At 42.4% G+C, this 24,034-nt stretch carries 27 protein-coding genes and 1 pseudogene; 10 read left to right on the top strand and 18 right to left on the bottom strand.

The genetic code is table 11. The annotated features are described in order from the left end of the window. Positions 1 to 67: 67 nt before the first annotated feature. The 14 genes from METH11B_RS0120420 to rmuC form a co-directional block, all read right to left on the bottom strand. Positions 68 to 1,054: a tyrosine-type recombinase/integrase gene (locus tag METH11B_RS0120420; RefSeq protein ID WP_026603568.1), complete on the bottom strand. Its 987-nt coding sequence runs from the start codon at positions 1,052 to 1,054 to the stop codon at positions 68 to 70. Beyond that, positions 1,051 to 1,566 (bottom strand): hypothetical protein, encoded by a 516-nt coding sequence (locus tag METH11B_RS29250; protein ID WP_155931154.1) that lies wholly within the window; start codon positions 1,564 to 1,566, stop codon positions 1,051 to 1,053. The genes METH11B_RS0120420 and METH11B_RS29250 overlap by 4 nt, the downstream gene beginning before the upstream one ends. Continuing rightward, on the bottom strand, positions 1,563 to 2,057 hold the full coding sequence (locus METH11B_RS0120430) for a JAB domain-containing protein (protein ID WP_026603570.1): 495 nt from the start codon (positions 2,055 to 2,057) through the stop codon (positions 1,563 to 1,565). Before METH11B_RS0120430 ends, METH11B_RS29250 begins: the two co-directional genes overlap by 4 nt. A 138-nt stretch (positions 2,058 to 2,195) precedes the next feature. Continuing rightward, a complete protein-coding gene (locus METH11B_RS0120435) occupies positions 2,196 to 2,819 on the bottom strand; it encodes a hypothetical protein (protein WP_026603571.1) in 624 nt (207 codons plus the stop codon). Positions 2,820 to 2,895: 76 nt separating this feature from the next. Continuing rightward, positions 2,896 to 3,246: a hypothetical protein gene (locus tag METH11B_RS0120440; protein ID WP_026603572.1), complete on the bottom strand. Its 351-nt coding sequence runs from the start codon at positions 3,244 to 3,246 to the stop codon at positions 2,896 to 2,898. A 95-nt stretch (positions 3,247 to 3,341) separates the two neighbouring features. Then, a complete protein-coding gene (locus METH11B_RS0120445) occupies positions 3,342 to 3,611 on the bottom strand; it encodes a hypothetical protein (RefSeq protein ID WP_026603573.1) in 270 nt (89 codons plus the stop codon). Between the two features lie 965 nt (positions 3,612 to 4,576). Beyond that, complete coding sequence (locus tag METH11B_RS0120450; RefSeq protein ID WP_026603615.1) at positions 4,577 to 4,870, bottom strand: hypothetical protein; 294 nt, start codon at positions 4,868 to 4,870, stop codon at positions 4,577 to 4,579. Then, entirely contained in the window at positions 4,839 to 5,141 is a 303-nt protein-coding gene (locus tag METH11B_RS29255; RefSeq protein WP_155931155.1) for a hypothetical protein, read from the bottom strand. Before METH11B_RS29255 ends, METH11B_RS0120450 begins: the two co-directional genes overlap by 32 nt. A gap of 32 nt (positions 5,142 to 5,173) precedes the next feature. Beyond that, complete coding sequence (locus tag METH11B_RS0120455; RefSeq protein WP_026603616.1) at positions 5,174 to 6,274, bottom strand: hypothetical protein; 1,101 nt, start codon at positions 6,272 to 6,274, stop codon at positions 5,174 to 5,176. Positions 6,275 to 6,333: 59 nt separating this feature from the next. After that, complete coding sequence (locus METH11B_RS0120460; RefSeq protein WP_026603617.1) at positions 6,334 to 7,617, bottom strand: type IV secretory system conjugative DNA transfer family protein; 1,284 nt, start codon at positions 7,615 to 7,617, stop codon at positions 6,334 to 6,336. Continuing rightward, positions 7,598 to 8,473: a hypothetical protein gene (locus METH11B_RS0120465; protein WP_026603618.1), complete on the bottom strand. Its 876-nt coding sequence runs from the start codon at positions 8,471 to 8,473 to the stop codon at positions 7,598 to 7,600. The genes METH11B_RS0120460 and METH11B_RS0120465 overlap by 20 nt, the downstream gene beginning before the upstream one ends. 281 nt (positions 8,474 to 8,754) lie before the next feature. Beyond that, positions 8,755 to 9,423: a hypothetical protein gene (locus tag METH11B_RS0120470; protein WP_026603619.1), complete on the bottom strand. Its 669-nt coding sequence runs from the start codon at positions 9,421 to 9,423 to the stop codon at positions 8,755 to 8,757. Positions 9,424 to 9,846: 423 nt separating this feature from the next. Next, complete coding sequence (locus METH11B_RS0120475; RefSeq protein WP_026603620.1) at positions 9,847 to 10,308, bottom strand: hypothetical protein; 462 nt, start codon at positions 10,306 to 10,308, stop codon at positions 9,847 to 9,849. A 610-nt stretch (positions 10,309 to 10,918) separates the two neighbouring features. Then, the gene (gene rmuC / locus METH11B_RS28015) at positions 10,919 to 13,474 is read right to left on the bottom strand and encodes a DNA recombination protein RmuC (protein ID WP_026603622.1); all 2,556 of its coding nucleotides are present in this window, start codon (positions 13,472 to 13,474) and stop codon (positions 10,919 to 10,921) included. Positions 13,475 to 14,077: 603 nt separating this feature from the next. On the opposite strand from rmuC, the gene METH11B_RS29260 reads away from it, so the two are divergent. The 10 genes from METH11B_RS29260 (at position 14,078) to METH11B_RS0120530 (ending at position 21,780) form a co-directional block, all read left to right on the top strand. Continuing rightward, complete coding sequence (locus tag METH11B_RS29260; RefSeq protein ID WP_155931156.1) at positions 14,078 to 14,239, top strand: hypothetical protein; 162 nt, start codon at positions 14,078 to 14,080, stop codon at positions 14,237 to 14,239. 252 nt (positions 14,240 to 14,491) lie between these two features. Next, the gene (locus tag METH11B_RS0120490) at positions 14,492 to 16,030 is read left to right on the top strand and encodes a hypothetical protein (RefSeq protein ID WP_026603623.1); all 1,539 of its coding nucleotides are present in this window, start codon (positions 14,492 to 14,494) and stop codon (positions 16,028 to 16,030) included. A gap of 6 nt (positions 16,031 to 16,036) precedes the next feature. Further along, positions 16,037 to 17,089 carry a cytochrome-c peroxidase gene (locus METH11B_RS28830; protein WP_081733850.1) on the top strand — a complete coding sequence of 351 codons (1,053 nt, stop codon included), beginning with the start codon at positions 16,037 to 16,039 and terminating at the stop codon, positions 17,087 to 17,089. Continuing rightward, entirely contained in the window at positions 17,086 to 17,577 is a 492-nt protein-coding gene (locus tag METH11B_RS0120500; protein WP_026603625.1) for a hypothetical protein, read from the top strand. Before METH11B_RS28830 ends, METH11B_RS0120500 begins: the two co-directional genes overlap by 4 nt. Positions 17,578 to 17,928: 351 nt before the next feature. Further along, on the top strand, positions 17,929 to 19,056 hold the full coding sequence (locus tag METH11B_RS0120505) for a hypothetical protein (protein ID WP_155931157.1): 1,128 nt from the start codon (positions 17,929 to 17,931) through the stop codon (positions 19,054 to 19,056). 17 nt (positions 19,057 to 19,073) lie between these two features. Further along, the gene (locus METH11B_RS0120510) at positions 19,074 to 19,649 is read left to right on the top strand and encodes a papain-like cysteine protease family protein (protein ID WP_026603627.1); all 576 of its coding nucleotides are present in this window, start codon (positions 19,074 to 19,076) and stop codon (positions 19,647 to 19,649) included. Between the two features lie 4 nt (positions 19,650 to 19,653). After that, entirely contained in the window at positions 19,654 to 20,301 is a 648-nt protein-coding gene (locus METH11B_RS0120515; protein ID WP_026603628.1) for a hypothetical protein, read from the top strand. A 602-nt stretch (positions 20,302 to 20,903) separates the two neighbouring features. After that, the gene (locus tag METH11B_RS27125; RefSeq protein ID WP_036276278.1) at positions 20,904 to 21,131 is read left to right on the top strand and encodes a ribbon-helix-helix domain-containing protein; all 228 of its coding nucleotides are present in this window, start codon (positions 20,904 to 20,906) and stop codon (positions 21,129 to 21,131) included. A gap of 5 nt (positions 21,132 to 21,136) precedes the next feature. Then, positions 21,137 to 21,553 carry a putative toxin-antitoxin system toxin component, PIN family gene (locus tag METH11B_RS0120525; protein ID WP_026603629.1) on the top strand — a complete coding sequence of 139 codons (417 nt, stop codon included), beginning with the start codon at positions 21,137 to 21,139 and terminating at the stop codon, positions 21,551 to 21,553. 11 nt (positions 21,554 to 21,564) lie between these two features. Beyond that, complete coding sequence (locus tag METH11B_RS0120530; protein ID WP_026603630.1) at positions 21,565 to 21,780, top strand: hypothetical protein; 216 nt, start codon at positions 21,565 to 21,567, stop codon at positions 21,778 to 21,780. On the opposite strand, the gene METH11B_RS0120535 is transcribed toward METH11B_RS0120530, so the two are convergent. From METH11B_RS0120535 to METH11B_RS0120550, 4 genes and pseudogenes are all read right to left on the bottom strand, one after another. Next, positions 21,777 to 22,157, bottom strand: coding sequence for a hypothetical protein (locus tag METH11B_RS0120535; RefSeq protein ID WP_026603631.1), 381 nt, complete (start codon positions 22,155 to 22,157; stop codon positions 21,777 to 21,779). The two genes, METH11B_RS0120530 and METH11B_RS0120535, sit on opposite strands and share 4 nt — an antisense overlap. A gap of 74 nt (positions 22,158 to 22,231) precedes the next feature. After that, complete coding sequence (locus METH11B_RS0120540; RefSeq protein ID WP_026603632.1) at positions 22,232 to 23,047, bottom strand: type I restriction endonuclease; 816 nt, start codon at positions 23,045 to 23,047, stop codon at positions 22,232 to 22,234. Positions 23,048 to 23,168: 121 nt separating this feature from the next. Further along, positions 23,169 to 23,387 carry an integrase core domain-containing protein gene (locus tag METH11B_RS0120545; RefSeq protein ID WP_155931158.1) on the bottom strand — a complete coding sequence of 73 codons (219 nt, stop codon included), beginning with the start codon at positions 23,385 to 23,387 and terminating at the stop codon, positions 23,169 to 23,171. Then, positions 23,326 to 23,699 (bottom strand): annotated as a pseudogene (locus METH11B_RS0120550) (transposase); the annotation flags it as partial. The gene METH11B_RS0120545 and the pseudogene METH11B_RS0120550, both read right to left, overlap by 62 nt. Between the last annotated feature and the right edge of the window lie 335 nt (positions 23,700 to 24,034).

The following is a 24,034-nucleotide window of genomic DNA, read 5'->3' on the forward strand; positions in this document are numbered from 1 at the left end:
GTTGATTGAGTGACAGTTTTTAATAACGCGGTTGGGCTGTACCAACCAGCAGCGTGCTGTTAGCTTGTTACAAGCGAAAATTCGCCATGGCTTGTCGTTGCGTTTTCACTGTGCGGCGGTCATACAAGGCCGTGGTTTGCAAATGCTCATGGCCGGCCAATTGCCGGGTGGTGTTAAAGTCCACCCCTTGTTCCAACAGCTTGCTGATAAACGTGCGACGTAAGTCGTGCGGTGTACAAGGCTTGAGCTTCGCCTGCCGGCAACGCCGCTTGAGCAGCGCATACACTTGATGGGCGTTGATTGGTTCGGTCGGTAAACAACCCAGACTCCCTCGCTGTTGCTGGACATGATCTTGATCAGAACAGCGCTGGGTTTTCGCCAATTGGCAAAACAACGGCCCCGGCACGCCTCCGCGTTGATGCAACCAGCGCTTTAAAGCCTGCCTGGCCTGGGCCGGCAGCTGCAATTCTCGCGGCTTCTGCCCTTTACCTTCACGAATCAGCAGCAAGCCGTTGCGGGGCACATAATCGTTGACACAGAGACTAACGACCTCACTGCGCCGCAGGCCGGCAAACACCAACAAGGTCAGGATCGCCGCATCGCGTTGGCCGACCAGAGCGGCTTTGTCTTGTTCGCAAATAGCTAATAGCCGGTGGATTTCCCGTGTCGCCAGCTGACGACCGGCTGGCAGCACTTTACCGCGCACACTGTTTAGCGCCTGAATCCGTTGCCAGTCCTCCGCCGGATAGTCACCCAGCAAAAAGCCGGCTTTCAACACCCCGCGTATCGCCGCCAGGCAGGTATTCACGGTATTGATCGACAAATCCGCCTGACGTAACGCCGACCGTAACTGCATCAGCTGCTGATAACGTAACGACAGCCAGGGCATGTCCTCCACTGTCCCTGACCAAGCCAACAACCGACCCGCGCGTTGTAACAAGGACCGCATCGAACGGCGACCGCTGGGTGCCAGATTATCGAGATACACCATCAGCGCGACACGACTGCGGACTGCATGATCATGTGTCAGGGGTAATGACGAGTCGTTGGTCATACCGCAGCCTCCTCGTGATCTACCGCGCCTCGATGAATCGCATTGATGTCATTAACGACATCAATCACATCAACATCATTGAGGACATCAGGGGCAAAAAAGGCCGCAACGGTAGCAAGTACATCGACGTCACAAAAGACGTTGATAAGGACATCAAGGACACCGATGCTAGTGAAGTCGATCCGGTCCGCGACAGCCATGTCGCTCACGTCGCTAATTTCCGCATTCATTGCTATATCCGTGATCATAAATGCCCGCATAGGCATGTTAATGTGCATTAACATGCCTAAATGATGTGCAGTTCTCCAGACCTTTGACGGCAAGAGACGCCGTAAGCCCCATCGCATGTTCACAGGCGAGGTTTGTCGCCAATTGGCGACTGGTTCAAGGTTGACGGCTCGGCTGATACCAACGCGGGTGTTCACGCCGATCCATGGCAAGCGGATAAACGTCAAACGGGTTAACGCCGCACTGCTGCACGTTCTTCCGGGCAATTGTGTATTCCCGCTCATAACAAGCCTCTTTCGGCAAAGGAAAACTGCTCAATGCCGGCAATAATGAAATGATCCAATACTCTTACTTCGACCAGATTGAGGGCGTCGATTAATTTACGTGTAATCGCACGGTCGGCTTCGCTGGGTTCCGCCAAACCCGAAGGATGGTTATGCGCCAAAATCACCGCGCGGGCATTCAATTGCAAGGTGCGTTTCACCAGTTCACGGGGATAGACATTGGCACAATCTATCGTGCCCTGGAAACAGGCCTCAGCCTCAATAATGCGGTGTTGGTTATCCAGGAAAATGCAATAGAACACCTCATGCTCTAAATGTGCTAATTCCAACATCAGAAACTCGCGCGCATCGTCAGGGGAGGTTAACGTCTGACCACGGATGAACTGCTGCGCGATTAAATGCTTGGCCATCGCCACTATTTCCGCTTCGGTAACGGGCCGTAGTATCAGAAAATGGCCAGGCAGTTCGTGTACTTGAAAAGGGTTATTCATGATCTGTTCTCCGATCAATAGACGTGACTTAGCCTGAGCGGTGAAGCCCATCAGGAAAAGTCACGTCAGGATTAAAATAAAAAGTGCGTCAGTTCAGAACTAGTAAAACTGACAAGCGCTTATCACGGTGAATAGCGGTTATTCGGACTGCTGGTAGAGAGTGTCGATGTCATGCAGAATTGCCGAGACATTGGACAAAGCCCGTTTCAAGGTCTTAGGCGTATGCCGATTAGGGGCAAGTTGCTTGACCGTATCGCGTAACTCCGTCACCAGTTCCACGATTTCCGGCGAGAGCTCGCCTTTGGTGTCAGCGGTTTTGCCGGTGCTTTTGCCTACTGGTGCACGGGTGCGCCCAATGTTGGTTTCTGCATCTGCATCTGCAGCAACAGTTGCAAGGGCACTAACACTAGCACCGTCAACTCCAGCCTGATCAGTATCCCCATCAACATCACCGTCAAGGACACCCGTATCGGTACCGCTCTCAGTATCACCGTCACCATTAGCATCAGCATCCGTGCCAGTATCACCGCCAACGCCATTATCATGACCAATGCCGTCATCGCCAGCCAAAGCTGACGCCTTGACTTGCTCAGCCGACGGTTGATTTTTCGCAGGTTTGACCGACACGGTTTTACCAGCAGTGGTTGTTACGCCTTTCGCAGTGGCCGTACCGGTACTTGCACTATCGGTTGGGCCAGTTTCTACAGCGGCTTTAGCTGGGGTATTAGAATCTAATGCGGGTTGGGTAGTTTTTTGCGTCATGAGAATTTCTCCAAAGTAGTAATGAAATCAATCAGTATTTAAAAATAGGAAGTGAAAACGAACAGCCAGATGTTGTTCAATACTCCTCGGGTAACAGAATGGTGGTCACGCTACGATCTGCCGCGGTTATCAACCAGAGCTTGACTGACCCCGTTGCAGGGCTATCCACTGCTGGGGTAGGTAATTCATACGCTGACAGGAGTCGTGAGCCACTGCGTAAGGCGTCTTCATTAGCCTTGGCGTCCTCGGCACAGACATCGCCCCAATCGCCGCGGATATGGCGTTGCAGTAAATCGAAGGGGCTGATGCCTAAGCGTTCCAGTACGTCCAAGGCACCCGGCGTCGCCACCAACTCTCCTGACTCGAAACGCGGCTGCGGCAAACACGGTTGAACGCCAGTGCCTTCGTGCTCGGCATCACTGGACATAGTTGTGTCCTCCCTCGGCGAAGCGAAAAAACAGACTAGCCCTTAAAGTAAGCCGCCTTAAAGCCAAGAGAATAACGAGACCTAGGCTATTGCGCTTATTCCTGTTCGTCATCGTCTTCACCGCTGAGGTCAGTCAGACTCAGATTGTCCAACTCGTCTAAATCGGGATCGTGCTCACCCAGTGCCGCGCATAACACCAGCGTGACACAGCGGGCTAAATAGCGCACGGTATGACCCAGTTCCAGGGTTAGAGCATAAGACGGGGGCTGTTGCACCGTCTGCGCGTAATCGCGGCAAGCGGTTTTTAAACCGTCGGCTAACACCTGTAGCGACGGACTGGCGTTATCAAGCGTGGTAAATGACATCAGATGTCTCCTGTTATGAAGTAAACAACAATAAACAAGCAAATCCCGCCGGACCTACGACTATCCCAAACAAAACGACAGGCGCACGAACACGCAGCGGATGATCAAACCCGATGAAAAATAGGCGTCATGTTATGGAAGCGTCGAGGGGCGGAGGGCGTGAACAGCGATCAAACGAAAGATGATTGCTGTTGATATAGTATAACATATTCAATGACTTATCCCAACCTAAGCTTTCTGCGGCTGCATTCGCAAACCGTGCTGTAATCGGCTGGCGGTTTTACAGGTTTGAACAGTGAGGATAAAAAGGTAGGCGTAATTGACAATTGTCAATTACGGGAATCAGAAGAATTGAAGGGCTTGCGGCTGGACAGCAAAGTCCGAGTAAAAGCTCATCGCTTTGCCATCCAAGAATTTGCTTGGGTTTACGTTCTTTACCAGAAATGGGAGTTACTAGTTTATTGGCGGTATCGGCCATCAGCTGTCATTCAACTGATCCTAGATTCAAATCATAAATGACCAGTGTTTGACTGAAACCGGACAATTATTCAAAGACAAAAGAATTAAATTGAATGCCTTGCTAAATACTGGGAATAATTATTCAGCATCAATAAATTTTTCAAGACTTTCGTCTTTGCTTTTATCGATTAATAAACTATCAATACATCGTTGGCAAAGGGACTTTCTACAATCGCCACAATGATAACAAAAGCTTGTACTGCAGTTTTTACATGTCAGCAAATTTTCATCGTTATAGCTTTCACCGCAAATTCCACAGTTATCTCGATAGCTCATAAATCAATTTTTTATAGCTTAATAATTAAAGTGAAGGGTAGTTATCGCCAATATGTTTTTTTGAATAGGCATAAGGATCAATTAGTATTATTGCGGAAATAAAAACTACCAAAATAACCGCTACAGTAGCGATAATTATCTTAATTAACTTTCTTCTTTTCGTTACCATATTATTTAATATAACTAACCTTAAAAGACTCGAAAAACCGCTTTGCAGCTTCTTGATCAAATTGTCCTAGCGCTGAGGAAACTATCAGGATATACACATACTTATCCTTTCCTAATACCCTGACTACTTTTTCATTGGCGCTATTTTGAAATTTTATCTCTTTTCCTGGAAGATTAATGCCAGGAAGTCCAGGATCGAAAGGTAGCTGTTTTTCATAAATCACTTTTGCATCATCCGAGGAGGTTAATGCACCAGCAACGCCATCAACCTTGGTTGTTATCTGATGGTTTGTCAATTTGAACAGTTACAGAAAATACTAATTTATTTGCCCCAAAGTAGCTGCCGTCTGAAAATTTCTGAAGTGATAAAATAGCTTCACCTGGTTTATCTTTAGTTATTTCGGATGGGCTATCTGGCAAGTAAACCGAGTAGCCATAGGTTTGTGATGAGTATGGCTTCCAGTCTATATTTCTGATCGAATAGTACTGGTACCCTGCATATATTGTAACTAATGAGGCAATGACGATTACGGTATCAATTATTATTTTGTTGTATTTATTATTCATTATGGACACCATTTAGTGTTAGACTAAGTCAACTACCGAGATAACCAATCATTCTTTTGACTCAGATTTATTTCTTCGGTTTTATTTTTCGCCTCTCGCATCATTTCATCCCATGAATGAATTGCTGTTTCTATTTCCTTATCCTTTTCTATTGAGTAACCTTTAGCAAGGATATTGTTAACTTCTTCCTCGGCAATATCATTGGATCTGTTATGATTTTTATCATTGCTTGGGCTAGCCTCTAATAATGCCCCGGAACTAGAGCTGACAACCATACCTGTATTTTCCAACGCAAGTATTTCGTCAGAGGATAAGTTAATTTTTTCAACAAGAGGAGGCTGATATTTTTCTGCATCTGGTATTTCCATTTTTACTTTAGGTTGATCCTTGTTAGCCTCATTTATGACATGCTCCATTAATTCGCGTTGAGAAGGATGAATTATTTGAACCACCTGCTCAACTGCCTCAAATAACTTAAACACCGGTTCTATTTTTTTTAGGGCTCTTAAAAGACCACCGGAATGTGCATCTTCCGCAAAAGAAGGATTATTACTTTCCAACACTGTATTAGCATTATTTTTAACCCTAGTTTCAGAAAGTTCTTCCTTGCTATCTCCGTATAAAATTGGAGTTTCACTGACTAGCTTAATATTAAGCTCTGCAATTTTATTATCTAAATCTGACAATTTGCTTTCTGAATTACCAATAAGTGCATTTATGTTTTCCAAGGTGTCCTTGTTAGCTTGTATTACCGAATCTAGAATACTAGATGTGTTTTGTTGGGCCGAAACCTCGGAGCTACTTAACGAACCAGCCTTTAATCTCAGCTCGTCCAATGTAGCATTCACAAGAACGCGATCTTGTTCTAGTTTCTCTATATGAAACTCTGTAATCTGATTATTTAAATCAGACAATTTTCTTTCTGAATTACCAATAAGCGCATTTATATTTTTCAATGCGTCCTCGTTAGCTTGTATTGCCGAATCTAAAATACTAGCGGTATTTTGTTTAGCTGAAGTAATGGAGTTACTTAATGAGTCAGCCTTTAATTTCAGTTCGTCCAATGTAGTATTCACAAGATCGCGATCTTGTTCTAATTTATTTATTTCTGCATCGATTTCTTGAAGTGTCATTAAAAACTCCATATTGATAAACAAAACTTGGGTAGATCAACACTTGCCATTGCTACTAATTATGAATCCCCATACCGGCTAGAAAATGGCCCATCTACCGCTCCAGCAAAAACTTTGCTCAACAAAGTAGCTTTCCAGTTAGTTGCAAATACAAAAACGGTATTCTTGTGGTCAGGCCCCACGATTTTTTGAGGTTCATGAAGAGGTCTGCGTCCACTACCGTTTATATCGTTTATGTAACCGAATTCATCAGAAATTTGTTTGGCAGTTTCAAAATCAGGATTCATATATGAGCGTACTGCGCAGGTTTGAATCACGGCATCACTGGCATATGCTTTAGTAATTTGCTGTGCATATTGAGCAAGTAACCAAGGACGTAAACCGTATTGACGACCCAAGGCAATTGATTCTTCTATGGGCTTCATGTATCCCAATGTTGGAAATTCGTCTAACAAAAGTAAAACCTGCCGCTTAACCTTGTCTTTGCCATGGTCTTGAAGGAATTGATCATCCATTAGCATGTTTATATGCTGACCAATGACTAAGCGAAAGAAATTGCGCTGGGTTGCAAGTTGTTGGGGAGATGCGGTGATATAAACTGTGAGCGGTTTATCGCCATGCAGATCGTGGGGAGACCAATCCGAAGCAGATATGGCATGTTCAAGGTTGGGGTCACTCCAGCTGTTTATTGCTACATATGCTGTTGTTCTTGATGAAGTAAACAGCCGAGGTTCATTTACACGCAGATCTTCAAAATTAGCTACGGTTCTGGCTGCAGCCCGTAAACCAGAAGCGTTCGACATGTCAGTTAATTGCTCAATCAACCATGCCCATCCCTTACCACTGACGATGTCTAAAACCTTGTCAAAGCTTCGGTCTTGTGGCTGTAAATTGACACAGATGGCGGCTATAGCCGCGCCGATAATCTCACGGGCCGAGTCATTCCAGAACTTCTGGTTGCCTTCATCCTCCGCTGACGGTATTAACATTTCAGCAAGGAATTTACCTTGAGACCAAGCTTCTGCTGGCTGGCTGCTAATGAACGCTAATGGATTATAACGAGCGGTCTGTTTTTTAAAGGGGCTAAAGCGAATAACTGGGCCGACATTTTGTTCACGCCATTTGTGCGTTTTGTCGTAAAGCTCGCCCTTAATATCCAGCACCAACACTGATCCTGACCAATTCAATAAGTTAGTCATTGCGTGGCATTGCGTTTTACCACTGCCTGGCCTACCTATTGTTATTAATGCGCCAGGCCCGCTGAAAGCAATATTTTTATCGCCATCCTTGCCAAGAAAAAATTCGTCATCGCGTGAGCTTAAATTAGTCAGCCGCAGGCTCATAAGCGGCCTCCTCATAAACATTATTTACTGGATCACCAATTCCAATCTTTTCACATAGCTCTAGGTAGAACTTTGATGTCGTGGGTGTTTTGGCAAAAGACAAAAAATGGCCTAAAGCAGTATCAACCACGCTAGTTGTACCTACAAATCCCAAACTTGAAAGGTATTGTTTTAGAATTTCTGCAGGTGGTTCGTTAATAGTGCCTTCTGGGAACTGATTCCATGCCGTTCCATTGATTGAATAAGTCAGCTGCCCTGCTTGCTCGCCTGCCACTATAGCAAGAGCTATTCTAAGATAGTCTACATTAGTATAAAAATCTTCATTGAGCAGGTGAAACGCTACTCTGAGTGCATTAAGCTCTTTATGATTGAAGACAGCTAAATTGCGCTGGGCACTTATCTTAACTAAATTACCTTTGACATTTAAATAGCTATGACTGGTATTGATAAATTCATGCTTAGCATCGAAAAACTTCTCAATATTATTTCTTCGTTCTTCTTTAGTTTGACCAAAGTGGGCGAGAATTTCTTCTTTACCTGGATTCATTGCAATTCGACTTGATTTAATCCAAATAAAAAATAAAAGCCCAATAGGAAAAAACATTGACAACAAAGTAGGTGCAGTTTCGCCAGTTGGCGACTGGCCATCATATTTATGATTCATCCAATTTATGAAGATATAAAGTATCCAAAACACGGCAAGGCCTGAAAAAGAATATCGAGCTTTGGTTTTGGGGTTGATGGTGACTTCACGCCATTTTTTCTTGTGGGAAAACCATAAACCTAGACCAATTAGGCCATAAATAATTAAAACAAACCCAATGGAGGTTATGCCAAACGTGTTGACTGCATTCATATTTTTCTCCAAAATTGTTGAACTCGATAAGTATTTATCAATAATCCGTATATATTTATCTGCACTAGTCTAGCTTTCAATGATATTCCTTTTCGCTTCTAATTCTGATGAAATCTTCCATATGACATTAGAAATTTTGTACTTATGGGGCTATCGAATATCAATAACTTCATCAATATATATTTCGTCCTCTGCGGAAAGCTTAAATTTAGCTACCCGCTGTATTTCACACAGGGCCTTAATTTTTGAAAAAAAATGCCGCCTAGTTTACATCATGGGTGTTATTGCTCATGTTCAGCCATACAATCTTGAACGCACTGATGGGCGTTTTGGTTACATGCTGCTTCGTTTGTTGAATCGATGCTTTCAGAGCCAGTTCCTACATAAACTTTACACGTCCCCACGCCACAGTTATTGATGCAAAAGGCATTCAGAGCCCAATGGTCCGCTGGGGCATTTTGTCTGGGCGAAGAAGCAAGACTTTCTTGCCAATCTTCAGTAAAAATATTTTGGCTTCGATTTAGTGTGAAGGTTAATATTGCGTTTGATAGAGCTACTTTCATAATATCGTTGGTTTTGGAAAGCAGCTTGTTGTCTGCGATGACCGTTTTGACATGTGCACCATAAGCCTGAGTGGCATTAGCATCAGAAAGCGGGCCGGCCAGGTTAAATCGATACAACGTGCCGTTTTTATCAAACAGAAAATTACCGCTGGTGTAAAACGGTACTCCGGGTAACGCACCCCCACTAAACCTAATTACTCGGGTTAACCCAAATCGATCCATAGGTGCATTCTCAGTAATAGTGCCGCCACTTGTTGCAATGATCTGCAACACATCGTTCATCGAAGATCGGTTTAAGGTCAAACCAAGGAATGACTCTACGGCAGCCAAATTTTGGCTAAATAGCATCGCTGAGGACAGTAGGTATACTTTGAATAGACTTTTCATGTGATTTACCGAACGGACCTAAAGTAATATTCTCTGGATAGTCTAACGCCGCAAACTGATTCCAACAAGATTGGTCAATACTTTACAACAGGCCATATTAAGCCTTGTATTCTCAATTCAATGTCTGGTTGATGCTCGGTAGCAGACATAATTTGCTGACGTGCCCGAGCGTCGGCTAGGGGTCGGTATTGCCAGTTCGCCACTTCCAAAAGCCGTCATTAACTTCCGGTGCAATCGTATCCGAATCGATGGCCATGTTTGTATTGGAACATGTGATAGTTTGGCATGGAATTTACTTTTGCGACTTTCGAGAAAATCGACCGCAGGTTCCATTCATAAATCGCAACCGCTAAGCTACAACCCATATCATCAACGCCGTACAAGCCTAACCAGATTATGAACATCTGGTCATTAGTGCTCTGTTCACCCGTTAGGGCAATGTTCGGCCCTGCTAACCTGTCTCAGTTGTTTCACTTTGCCGTTCCAGTATTCAATGTATGACAGATAGGCTCGTTCGCTAGTCAAGAAACGCAGATGTTGGACAGCTGTCAATTTGTGGGCACGTAGAGTGCACACGCCGCTCCGTCGTGCCTTTTCCAGGCGGTGGTGTCCATCGATCAGGTTGGATTTCCCCGGAGAAATCTCGGCGAGAACCACGGGCTTAGACATATCAGCCAACTCGACTTGCGATTCATTGAGGGACGAAAAGCCGTGATAGAAGTCATTCACGGTAATCTCCACGAGGGCGACATCGGTTGGGTTGCGTTGGATATGTTCAAGGATGCAGGAGATATTGAACTCGAAAATGCCATTCGGATAGAGCTCGTCGCCCTCATTCACCGGGCAAGGGATGAATCCTGCATCTACTTTAAATCGCTTGATCATGACAATCTCAGAAGCAGGACATACGGCTCAGCCGAGGCGTGGAACGTAAAAAAAATACCCGGTAGTTGACCGAATCGGTTGCAATGAACAAGCGGTCGGCATTGGCGCCAACAGGTGGGCTTTCCAGACAATGACGATGTCCGGTAAGCGTTGAGTTTTCGGCGATTTGATCAAATTTAGATTTGGGGGCTTAAACAGCACATACTGATAATCTAAGCCAGCATCGGATATTCCAGCACGCAAAAAAAATATAGAAACATTATAAATTTGTGGCTTCATTTTCTTCTCATCGAGAAGCTTGGAGCCAGAAACGTGAAAAAAAACTTCTCGGTGCTCAGGCTTTTTAGTTCTTGGCTTTAAGAAATTTGATTCTCTCTGGTAATGTCTATATTGCTACATTGTTTGCATGGGTTGCATGGGTTGCATGGGTTGTATAGGTATAAATTAAATTTTAAAAAGCTAGAAGCTAGAAGCTAGAAGCGAACCTTTGCCCTAACCACTCAGCAAATGTTTTTTTTTACGTTTTCTGATTGAAAAGTCCCCAGAAAACCCATGCAACCCATGCAACCCATGCAACTGAGCATGGGTTGCATCGTTCTAGCCGTTCTAGTTAATCCTCAGGCCAACCCCAATCTTGCTTTGTACGTTGGTCAAATGAATCACGGCATTCCTTTAACGAAGGGAAAATGTAACATGCTTGGCCCTTGATTCGTTTTTTTTCGATGGTCGGTACCAACCTCTTTATCTCTATTCCAAAACCTTCAGGCCCTGAAAACCACTTGCGAGGGTCAGATTTGATATAGTCCAAAAAGGCAGTGTATATAATACTCGTTGAAACTTCACCCTGGCCCCATGGCGTTTGACTTTTTTCGAGATCAAAATCACCATTTGATCTAAATAAGATACCCTCCTTGAGTAAATGGTAGTAGAACTTTTCAACTAATCCCATGCTGAGCACCTTTTGACTAGCAAGTGCTTCCGTGCGAGGAAATGCAGATAAATTAATCCCATCCAACTCAAATTGTTGCAGGTAAAGCAATAGAGCTGCATGACCTCCACGATCCATCTGTTGTTGCAACCGTCCAAAGTAATCCTGGTTTCCAATATATTTTTCGGAAGCCTTCACCACAAAGAAACGACGTTCCTCAAGACCTGCCGGGACAATCCAATCATTATTCGATGCCATAAAGATACGGGTGTGATTTTTTATCTGGATAGCATCTACCCCCTTTGCCTCAACCATCATACGGTCTTCGGTAATCAATGCTTTCAAGACACCTTCAGCGGCCTTATCGCCAGCCCAAAATGCCTCATCGACAAACACAATCATTCCTTCAGCAAGATGCCGATTAAACTTCCCGATAAGGTGGCTATTTTGGGAGATGTGTAAATAATGTGCACCAAATAGCCGGCCAAAATTATTGACAAAAACCCCCTTTCCAACACCTTGCTGCCCAATAATAGCCAAAGCCACACCCGGTCTCGGCCTTAATTGAACTGCATCGGCCATTAACGCAATAATGTGGTCGTAGACCGCAGTGTCTCCATCGGCAATAACTTCGTGAATGTGTTGTAAATAGAGATCAATTTTCCCCTCTTTGGGTTTTAGAGAAAAGCCACGCCAATAGTTAAAATATTGGCTCCCATGATCGACTCCAGGGTCAAATACGATACCTTCATAATTGCGACGATCCGGGCTTTCTAACCAAACACTGACGGCATTCTTCACAATAGGCTTATTGTCCGCTTTGTAGCCGACAGTGATTTTATCGTGGGCAAATTTACTAGTCAGCGAACTTGGATGAATAATTTCCACAGAGGAACATTGTAATGAAGGATCCATCCGGTCCGGTTCGAGGATTACATATTTGCCTCTAACCATCGCTGTAGCATATTTACGATTTAACTCTTCAATTTTTGCCTTAATGGCCAACTCAATCTCACTGAGTTCAGTGACGGGCTTGGGTTCCCACAATGGGGTGGCCTCGACCAACTCTTTCAACTGCTCTTTTGTTGAGGGTGTAAGAATTTTTGTGTAAACGGCCCTGAGGTAGGAAACTACCGATCCTGACAAGGAGGAAACCATGACCGTAACGCGATATTCACGCTGTAAGAAATCAGATAGTCCTGGGCGGCGTATAACTTCAGCGTATAGACCTTCTATTGGTAAAAATAATAAACCGAAATCAGTTGTATGAGGCGGCTCCAAGTATTTATCGCGAATGGTTTTTGCTTCTGCCTTTATACGAATCTCAAGAGCTTTGGACGCTTCTTCCATGGCTACTAGATCTGCTAATTCATGAGCCTCAACAAGCCTTTGGTAATCTTCCAGTGGAAACTTTGCATCGATTGGTAACCATACAACATCATCGGTCATATCTCGACCAGGTAATTTAATGGCGAATTCGACCCGCTCTGAACTGTTTGGACGTGTACTAACATTTTTAGCATATTGGTCAGCACTGAGAATCTGATCCAATAAGGTATCTAATTGGACCTCGCCCCATGTGCCACGCACTTTAACATTGGTTAGCACTTTTTTAAGATCACCAACGCCTGAAGCCAAGGTACGCATTTCTCCTAATCCATTATGTACTTGTTCTAGCCTATCGCTGACTTGCTTAAATGATTCTCCTAATCTTTGTTCGAGCGTATTATGTAATTTTTCATCAACAGTCTGGCGCATTTGCTCAAGTTTTTGATTGTTATCAACTTGAATGCTTGAAAGCTTTGTTTCTACTGTCTCCCGCAAGGTTTCTAAACTTTGGGTGTTGCGTTGAGTTAATTGGTGTAACTGACCTGTTAATAATTCGCCAAAGTTTTTCAAACTTTCGGCTTGCTCTGTCCTACCTTGACGAGCATCCTGTTGAGCAGAAATTAAACGTTCATCTAAGATCTTCCCAATTTTAGTCAGACCTTGTTCATTATTTTGAGTGAATGCCGATAATTGCAAGCCCAACTGACTTGTAAATGTTTCAATCTGATTTTTAAGTAAATTACCAAGTCCCTCGACTTGTTCCTTCTGATTTACGCCAAATAGATTAAGACTATTTGCCATTTCCTCACGACCTTGCCTTGCATCCTGTTGAACTAAAGTTAGTTTTTCATCAACTAATTGGCGCAGGCGTTCAGATTGCTTGATATATTCATTCTGAAAAGCACTCAATTTATCTTCTAAGGTTTTTCTTGATTGCTCTGTTTGGGTCTGTAAGACATTATTTTGTCTATCAATAGAAGCATTTAATTCATCGCGATTTTGTTTTAATGCGTCACTTATTTCGCGGCGATTCCCAGATAATTCCTCGCGTAAAATGCGCTCTAAACGTCCATCATCATTTTTAAGATTTTCAAGTACTGTTTGTAAGCTGGACTTCTAATCACTGTCCAGTTGATGAAACTCTTGCATATCCAATTTTAGCCATGATTCTTACTCACTTATATGTCTCATAAGTCTTTAAACTTACTACGACCATAAAATAAGACATAAACCAAGACGCGTCAAGGGAGCATTCTATGGCGACATAATAGTGGTCTTATAATGTTTACAAAATAAGACTACTGTGACGCAACGATAATGTTAGCTAGCCTTGATCACTAGCGAATCCGAGCAACAGAATCGCTTTGTTGTCGCTTATCAATGACTTCTATGTTACAGAATGCAATTGTGTTACTTAGGCGTGACAATTTAGCTTTGCTCAGTGGGCATCAGAACAGAGCGACTTGATAGAATTTCGCATAATATTGCGCTGAAACGATTTTAGAGTTTGTTATGCACATTCAAGCTGATTTAGATGCAAAACACGCAGATCGTTTGCTTGAGTTGCAACAACGCTTGAATAAGACTCTTTCAGAGACAATCGCTAATCTTATAGATGCTAATACGTATCAACTTTGCAAAAACTGTGTTTTAACCGCCCAAAGTAGAAAATAATTTTAAATTTCAACTGCCTGCTAAATAAAGCCTTCTTTCAGCTACATTAGTGGCCAAGATATGGTATTTCACCAACCTGCTAGTTCTCTGTTTGGACTGAGGTTATCAAAATTGCGAAAGATAAATCCATGGATACTGTGTGGTTTATTGCAACAATCAATTTATATGCTATAAATCCTTTGAATTTTTTTCAATAAAATCTATTCTCACGAATAATTAAGGCTAATCGTTAGTTTATTAGAGGTTAATAATATGCAATATAAATTTTTGGGCATAATTTGCTTTATCCTCTCAATACACCCTAATAACTCTTTCGCAGATGTTGATTTAGGTATTGCGGATGATGAGACTTACAAAAGACCAAATGCGTGGTCTCAAAATGAAGAACCCGCTGATGATGGAACCAGGATATTACTAAGTGATGCAATCCGGGTCGGTAGTCGGCCAGGTGTATCAATAGCTTGGCGAAATGCGAATCAGGTTGAAGAGGTAGAAGTAAGAGTAATTAATAGCGGTGATGAACCTGGAGAAGGGAAGGTCTATGTTGATGTGTTAGATGCAACAGGAAAGCAGCTTCTGCATTTAGAGCCTCCTGAGGAGTTAAAAGTTATTAGAGTGCCAGCTCGCGATAGAGGTGGAAAAGAAGGTAAAATTTTACGAATGAGAGCGGAATGGGTTCTCAATGCACTAATTGATAGATTTGATATTAGTCGAATTCGTTACCATATACGCGCGACAGTAGAGACAGTTGGAAAAATTGACAGCAACCCTTTAGATAATGTCAAAGTTAAATCATGGAATATTCCTTTTCGTGTAAACCCGGGGGAACTGAATAGTTATAACTACGAATTTAAAAACCATAGTGACACTACTAAGCATGTTAAGTGGATGTTCGAACATACGCCTTACCCTAAGGATTGGAAAATTGAAGGTATCCCTGAAAACGAACAAACTATTACTCTTGAGCCTGGCCAATCTTTGAAGGGAGCGTTGACAATGCGCGCGCCAATGGAACTAAAAGAAGGCGACTTTCTTGAAGCTAGGTTAAGCTTAGTCGATGTAGATAGTAACCAGATTTTTATGCAGAATGAATGGTTCCAAATACATGATACCAAACCACCTGTTGTAACCGATTATAGGCTTATTTCTTTAGAGGATGGTACTCTTGCTATTCAAGCACTGGTTTCCGACGAGGGTTCGGGCATACTTGAAGCAACTGGAGTTTCAACAGAGTTTTCAGTTGATGGCGGGAAAACTTGGGCAAGAAAGGCTCATAATTATAAAGTTGGAAACTTTGTGCGCCCGACGTTATTTGAAACTGTGATAGGCCCATTTCGAAGGGATACAAAAGTTCAGCTTCGATTTACAGCTCTTGATACAGCCGGAAATGCTGCGACAATTATTCCTTCTGATGCAACTTCTTTCATCGCACCTCCTGGAGCAAATAAATTGCTGGAAAATGCCTATATTTTCCCTCGGACACAGAAAAATCCGATTTTTGAGATTGACCAACTTAAAGAAATTCAAACAAAATTAAAAGTCCTAAAGAAAAAAGGTATCCAGCTTGAAAACTTGGATTTTACTAAAGAGAATGAGGCTGGTGTAGATCCAAATCGTCTTAGAGCATTAAATATTGGACCGGAAAGATTTGCTGAGGTTGTTTCAGATTTAAGGCGAATAGAAAATATCAAATTAGATTTCTCGAAGGTAACTCCTAATACAATAAAACGACTAGATTCAGATGTAGATAAAATGCTCAATTTAACCACAATTGAAATAAATACGAGATAACATTGTATGAATATAACTAGGTTTATTTTTCGGCTTTTTCAATGTTGTGTACTTATATGTGCTATTGAGTCTATCGATAGAGCTATTGCGAATGAAATAACTTTAGATATTCCAAAAGGGTTAATTGAGCCTGATATACCTGATACAAATACCTTAACCCAGGAAAAGCTAGATTTAGGTAAAAAATTATTCTTTGATACTAGGTTGTCATCCACTTCAAGAATGAGCTGTGCAACGTGTCACAACCCAGAGCATGGCTTTTCTGAAAAAAGGTCAATAAGTTTCAATGCCAATGGTTTAAGGCTAGAAAGGAATGCGCCATCAGTATTAAATGCTGGATATCTTGCAACAGTAACTTGGGATGGACGTTTTCGAACGTTGGAAGATCAAATACAAACTCCATTTTCTAAATCTGGTGACATGGATATTGAAATTGATGAAGCGATAACTATTATCCAGTCACAATCAGATTATAATGGATTATTTGAGGCTACTTTTGGACGAGCCGTTGATAAAATAGGTATTGCCCAAGCACTCGCTTGCTATCAAAGATCGTTAATTTCGGCTAACTCTCCTTTTGATGAATTTTTATTTAAAGGAGACATATCAGCACTTAGCCAATCAGCAATGAGAGGCTACGAACTTTTTATCGGCAAGGCAAGCTGTATTACTTGTCATGATATTTTTCACCCAACGGTAAATTCTTTGGGCGGGGCTTTAGCGCTCTTTACTGATCATAGGTTTCACAACTTGGGTGTTGGTTATAAAAACGGAAAAATGTCTGACACTGGCAGATATTGGACTACAAGAGCAAAAGAAGATTGGGGTGCATTCAAAACTCCCATATTGAGAAATGTAGCATTAACTTCGCCATATATGCATGACGGAAGTCTGCCTACTCTAAGAAAGGTTGTCGAATTCTACAACGACGGCGGAATACCGAATCCAAATATTGCGCCAGGTATAAGGCCCTTATTTCTTACAGATCAGGAAATTACAGATATAGTGTCCTTCTTGGAATCGCTTACGGATAACAATCTATTAAAACAAAGCAGATGAATACTATTACCTATGAAACATCATCTGATATTTTAAAAGAATTTGTCAAGCAAGAAAAGATTGTTTTAGAGTCGGCTAGAATAGGTCTTCCCTCTGTGGTTGGTTTTATTGTTGGATTTGATTACAAAGGAAGTTGGTGGTCGTTACCTAAATCATCAATAATCTATAATTCTTTGCAGACGCTTAGAGAGTGGGACAGGATTCTAGTATGTACCTTGTTAAAAGGAAAAATAACGTTTGTTTATGATGATGTTTGGCCATACCTAATAAGACTATCTAACGAACTGCCTCCAGATGCATTATCCAAAATTGAAGAAATACATTCAGTTAATGGTTCACATAAAAAAACAACATGCGAAATTAATTGTTGGGCATCAAAAGAATTGCTTGATGCATCAAACTCGATAAGCCGAACTGAAGCCATAGATAAGCTTTATCTCTATATTCCGAATGCAGAGCGTATTTTGCACGAAATCCATGTTTTGTGATAATTAATTTGTAGAACTTTAAACTAGATCTGACAACTACTGGATTTTTAGAACAGCTATGATAGGGTTGTGGACAGAATATAGGCAGGGTAAGGCGAGTAATCGGCATAATTTCGTTGCCAGATCTACGGATAGGCATAGTTGACACATAATATCTCAGGCGTTAATAATGGGCTTCCGGCTTTAGCAAAATTACGAAGTAAATAGATTAATTCTTTCAATTTTCAGCTAATCAAATGAAAAACAGTAACAGGTTACGCAAGTTCTGTTTGCTTGAAAGATCTGACTCTAGTTTTACGGGCAATAAAGATAGTGCCGACAATTCTCAACGGAAAAACAGGATAACAATATATGAAAACACAAATTAAAAAAGCGTCAAAAACCTTATTTACGTTATCTACAATTTCCCTTCTACTTCAATCATGCACTGTTTTAGAATCAAAGCTCTCAAGGTTAGAATCGGGGACGATTCAATTATCAGACACAAATGAAAATTCAAGAGATTATTTTCTTCCTACAGGAAGACTGCGTGTTACAGTTGAGTTATTCTCTAGTGGCACAATGAATATAACTACTCAGACCAGCATTGAGGCAGACCCGAATTTAACCTATCTTTTATCTTATAAAGATAACTGGTTTTTTAATGACAACATAAAGGTCTCTTTAAGCGATAAGGGGCTCTTGAACTCAGTATCGTTTACAGTTGAAGATAAAAGCCCAGAGATAATTTCTAATTTAGCAGAAACAGCAAAAAACGCTATTAAGTTAGCGGCCATGGCTGGCGGAGCCGGTGCCGAAGAATTAGTTTTTAAGATCGATGAAACTATTAATCCAATAAAAAAAGATGAATTAGATAATATCAATAAGTCGTTAGAGGATGTTGGTTTAGTTATTAAGTTCGAAAAAGCCGGATGGTCAATAGGAGAAAGAACTGATCCCAGCAAGGACTTAACAGAAAACCCTTTGAAATATGACGGAATATTTTATCGCCAAAAACTGCCGTACAAACTAACGATTATTTCTAATCCAGATTTGCGTAATCAACAAAAATTCCTAAACCCCACAAAAGAATCAATAACTTCTTCAATTGTCTATTTACCAAATGAATCTCCCATTTTCGCATTAGATCTATCGCGATCAGCGTTTACAAAAAAACAATATACAGTAGCTTTTAACGAAGGCTCATTGAAAGAAGATGGCTGGGAGAAAGGAAGTCAACTTTTAGGTTTTTCAACCATACCATTGACCCTTTCGCAAAAAGCGTTAGCCGTGCCGGCAGAATTGCTAACCATAAGAACCCAAAATCTTAACAGTGCATTAAATGAAGAGAAGCGCCCGCTAGAAGATCAAACGGCCATACTAAACGCACAGAAAACATTAATCGAAGCTCAAACTAGTCTTCTTTCAAAAAATGCTGAAATGTTAAAGGCAAAACAGGAAATTTGCAGCCAAACTCCGAAACCGGCAGCATGCGAGTGAAGCGTTAGGAAATATATATGAGTACTCAGGCCCACGCTATGTCAAACTCACTCGAACAAGTCCCAATCATTAAGCTTTTGGCGATTAATAGCATAGAACAGACGCAAAGCCAATGGTGCTGGGCAGCCTGTGGTGCAATGGTAGCTGAATATCTACTGAAAAAGAAAGTTGATCAGTGTACTGTAGCAAATATATATATAAAAAAGTTCCTCGCCCCTTCTTTCAGTGGTGACGCATGCTTGAATCCTAGCAATTGCAATCTACCCTGCCAAATAGATTTTCTATCTGGTGTGTATAAGTTAGTAAATATATCGAGTAGACTTATTCCACGCCCATTATCTCCAAACGAGATATATCGAGAGTTGTATGACTACAATCGCCCCATTATTGCGATGATTCAGTATAATAATGGGGCGGGGCACATGTTGCTGTTAAGTGGGGTTCACATTCAAAATACTCAGGATGATATAGGTATTTATGTAATAGATAGCAGGCCAAATTACTCTGATGGGTGGATACCTTATTCAGCACTAAAGTCTGCGTGGGGATACGGATCTTGGATTTACTCATGGGCGGAATTAGAAGGGGCTTAGATTTATGCTTAAATTCGATGATTTGCCAGATAATTCAGTTAAAACAATTTCTAATTTATTAAATAAATCCCTAATAACACTGCCATTTAACGACGCTTTACCACAAAACGCGATAAGCCTTTGTGAATCTTTAAAAATAATAGAGCTTCCTTATAATATACAGTCGAGAAAAATCGAAAATCCAATATTTAACGGCTTCTGGATTCATTTATTAAAAGATTCAGAGGGCTACATTGGACACGCAATTTCAACTCCAACTGGAGGAGACGAAACTTCATGGAAGCTACAAGGGATTTTCAAAGGAAAAACAGCCACCAGCATCTCAAAATCACTTAATTGCCAAGAAACAAATGTAGATGGAGTCGTTAGGTTTTTGCTGTTACCAGAACATCACGGCTATGCATTAGTTATTTATTATGATGAATCAAAATACGTTACAGGTTTAACGTTACCGCATTGTAATAATATTGATCAAAAAACAATTTATCAATGGGATGATTTTATTGACATAATAACAGACCATCCAGTTATATGCGACATAGGTTCAATAGAAATCCCTGTCGCAGCCCTAAACACATATAATGAAGACTATAAAATTTATCTCTATTTCGTGGCTTTTATAGTACTAGCATTTTTCATTTTATTTCATTAGTAAAACAACAAAATACGATTCACTTGAAAAACATGACCTAGAACTAATCGAGTAAATGGTCAAGGCTAGCTTGCAATGAAGCACTTAAGCGCTTAGCAACAAATCGATAGGTGTCTTTTGCTCCTAATTGTCGATAGCAGGAAGGCTAGGCGGAAAGCAATGCATCCAAAGTTTTTGCTAGGCGCTTATAACTACTGTCAGGCAGCTATTCATTCAAGTCCGGTCACTGACGAGAGAAAACCAGCAGTCCGCAATTGGCCGAACTTGCTCTGTCAGAATTCAAGGAGCAAAACCGACTCATTGCGGTTTATCGATCAGTTCGTTCCAATGGCGGTATTACGTCCATTACTCACCACTATTACATGTTGAAGCAGATGAGTGTTGGCGTTACGCAAGTCATTGTTATGCTATCGTTGAAGTCAGCAACCTCTAAAAAGATCATTTTTCACAAACCTATGCTATCGAAGTCTGAATGGCCTTGGACCTCTTGAGTGCTTAAAGCGCTAAGAACTGTGATGCTGCAATTCAAAAGCATTGTGCGTATAAACACATAAACGCATATAATCAGCTTGTTGCTCTAAACTAAACATGAGGTGCTTACAATGAACAGAGTCCGATGGTCAGTTGTCGTTCCTGAATCTACTGATATTGCGCTAAGAACCTATCTTGCTGGAACAGGGATGAAAAAAGGGGATATTTCCAACTTTGTTGATGAAGCTGTCCAGTTGCATTTAGCAGACCTAGTGACGGAAAAGGTGAAAAGTCGCAACAAACAATTTGATCAGAACGAGATTCTCTCTTCTATCGACGAAGCTCTTGCTGCTCACTGATCTGAATGCGAGTCGTATTAGACACTGGCATCTTGATTGCTGCGCTTATCACTACCGAAACCCCGCCGGATAAAATCTACAGAGCTTGGAAAAAGAAGCGGTTTGAACTAGTGACATCCGAATGGCAACTTGAAGAGTTTCGTCGTGTCAGTCGCTATCCAAAACTCAAAAAATTTATCAACCCTGCTGAAGCGGGGCAGATGATAAACGGAATCAAGCTTAATGCTTTCGTTTACCAATCGCTCCCAGCAGTCGATCTATGCAAAGACCCTGACGACAATCCGATATTAGCTATTGCTTTGGAATGCAAAGCTGACTTTCTTGTTACTGGAGATAAGCGGGATTTGCTTTCAATGCAGCGAGTTGGTGTTACCCCCATTATCAATGCAGCGAGTTTTCTCGCGGTACTTGATAGAAATTAACGAAAAGCAATATGAGCGACATCACCGACACTAAACCAGAGCCAATTTCAGCAAAACCGAATTGGCATTACGACTCGTATTTTCTAGCGCAACTTGAACGTCTCAATCTTCGTAAGTTTGAAGCTCCTTCCAAAAAGCAACCTAAGGTCACTATCAAACAGGACAAACAAGATGGCGAAACGTTGATCGAGAAAAGTTTCGAAAGTGACGAAGACAACGAAAGCTAGCCTAACTTATTCCCATGATCTTTACGCACCCAGCCTTGTTCAAATAATATCGAATCAAGGCTATCTTTAAAACGTTTTCTCCTAGACTGTGTCGTCTGGGCTACTGTTTCCGGAATAATTTTACTAATCGTTAGAACGACACTCTCTTGATTGTTATCCCAGTTGAGCGACGGATGTTCGAGACCATTTAAGATAGCATTAGCAATCTCCGTTGCTTTTGCTTTGACATCCATTCTAGGTGCCATTTTTGTAAGCTGTCGACGTCCGACCTTCACGATTTGAGCAGTGCCTTCATCTATATCGATTTCCCAGTGGTGAACATCGGCTCTGCTAGAACCATTGGCTGTAGCTCCATGTCGCTCGAGTTCAAAATGCAATATCGGCGGAGTCCAGCGTAAATTTTCTGCGCGATAAATTTTATCCGAATGCGTATTATGCTCATTACTGCCACTTAGGTGTCGATGTTCATATTCAGCATCAAGGCATCGAGCTGGCTGCGCAATTGCAAGCGATCCACCACAATCATGATCTTGTCGTAGACATACACATCGCGCTCGATGAAGTTGTAATACAGGATTTCCTTCTCGATGAACGGCTTGCCGTAATGGGCGGTAAACAGCTCCTTGAATTTGTCCTTTTTGTCGACATCGGGATTAACCAAGGGATAAGGCTTGAACACCTTCATCACCCGTTTTTCGGCCTCTTCGCGGTCAAACTTGCCCTGGCGGCAGGTTTCCAGAATGTCGTCGAAAAAGTCCGAGATATTGCGAATCACGTAGGTGTCTTTAATATCGGTGGTGCTGATGTGAATGGCTTTTTCAAACACTTTCAGAAAATCGCGGCGGACGGCTTCCTTGTCCTTCTCGCTGAGCATGGCGTTGGCGTCCACATACGTGTAATAGGCTTTCACCGCCTCGAAATAATCCTTGATGACCTTGCCACGGCCATTCTTGCTGGCGTTCTGGTTGGTGTAGTTGGATTTCAGCTCGCTGTAGCCCAGATAAATACCGTTAACGAAGAAGGCCAAATCCGGCCGGAAGGAATAGAACAGTTGGTCCTGACAGCGGTATTTGTAGGGCAATTCCTGCACCACCGAAAAAATGTTCTGCTCGAACAAGGCATTGTCATGAATCACGCTGTCGCCGGTGTAGAACAAGTGCAGTTTGATGCCCTGCAAAGCCACGGATTTGTTGGCGTTCAGGAACAAGGCCTTGTTGCGGCTGCTGCCGCAGCGTTCCTGGATCAGCTCGATCAAATCGGCCAGCAACTGTTTTGGTTGCCGCCGTATTTTCTCAGCAAGGCCTCGTAGGGCTTTTGGTTCAGTTCAGAGGTGGCCCCAAACCTTTAAACAGCAATTCCCAAAATTAAAGTGAAATCCCTGCTGTTGGTTAGGCTGCCATTTTGACCGGTGGCAGCAAATCGGTATAGGCCTGATGAGGCTTTTTTCGGTTCAAGCTGGAATGGGGTCGCTTGTGGTTATACCACTCGAAATAATCCAGAATCGAGGCTCTGGCTTGGCCGACGGAATCGTACGCATGTAGGTAAAACGCTACCTCGACTGATCCCCAACAGGTGCGCTTGCTGGCCAATCGACAGTTTGGATTCACGGTCTATCATCGTTTTGCGCTCAGCAATCCCGCCTTGGTGAGCGCGTTCCCTAAAAAATCGTTTTCCAAGGTCAGTTGGCCGATTTTCGCATGCAGGGCTAGCAGGTCGACTGGCGGTGATTCGGGCTCCGCGGGTTTCCCAAACACCTCGGCAGCCCGTTCGGTCAGCTGTTTCTTCCAGTCGACAATCTGGTTTTGATGAATCTCAAACTCCTGGGTCAACTGCGCCAGGGTTTTATCACCCGTCAAAGCGGCCAAGGCGACTTTGGCCTTGAAGGCCGGCGAATGTTTTCTTCTCGGTTTTTTGGACATCTTCTGCTCCATTGTTTTGTCCTTACGGACGTTCAAAAGTAGCAGGGATTTTCACTTAACCGGCTGTTCAATTTTTCGGGGCCAGCTCTATCCATAGCGAATCGTTGCCCTTAGACAGCTGGCACGCTGCCGAAGCAGCCGCCCAGCATTGCGATGTATTGATGAGCATTGGCACATCATTGGCGCACATACGCATGGACTTGCATTTGGTAGTTTAGATATTGACCTCAGCAACAATCGCAGCAACAGTAATACCAACGCAGAGACGACTATAGGAACGACTAAACTAGGCTCAGGTTCCAGGGCTATCAGGGTTTGTTTGCTAGTTCATTTGT

The sequence above is a fragment of the Methylomonas sp. 11b genome, assembly GCF_000515215.1.
GTDB lineage: Bacteria > Pseudomonadota > Gammaproteobacteria > Methylococcales > Methylomonadaceae > Methylomonas.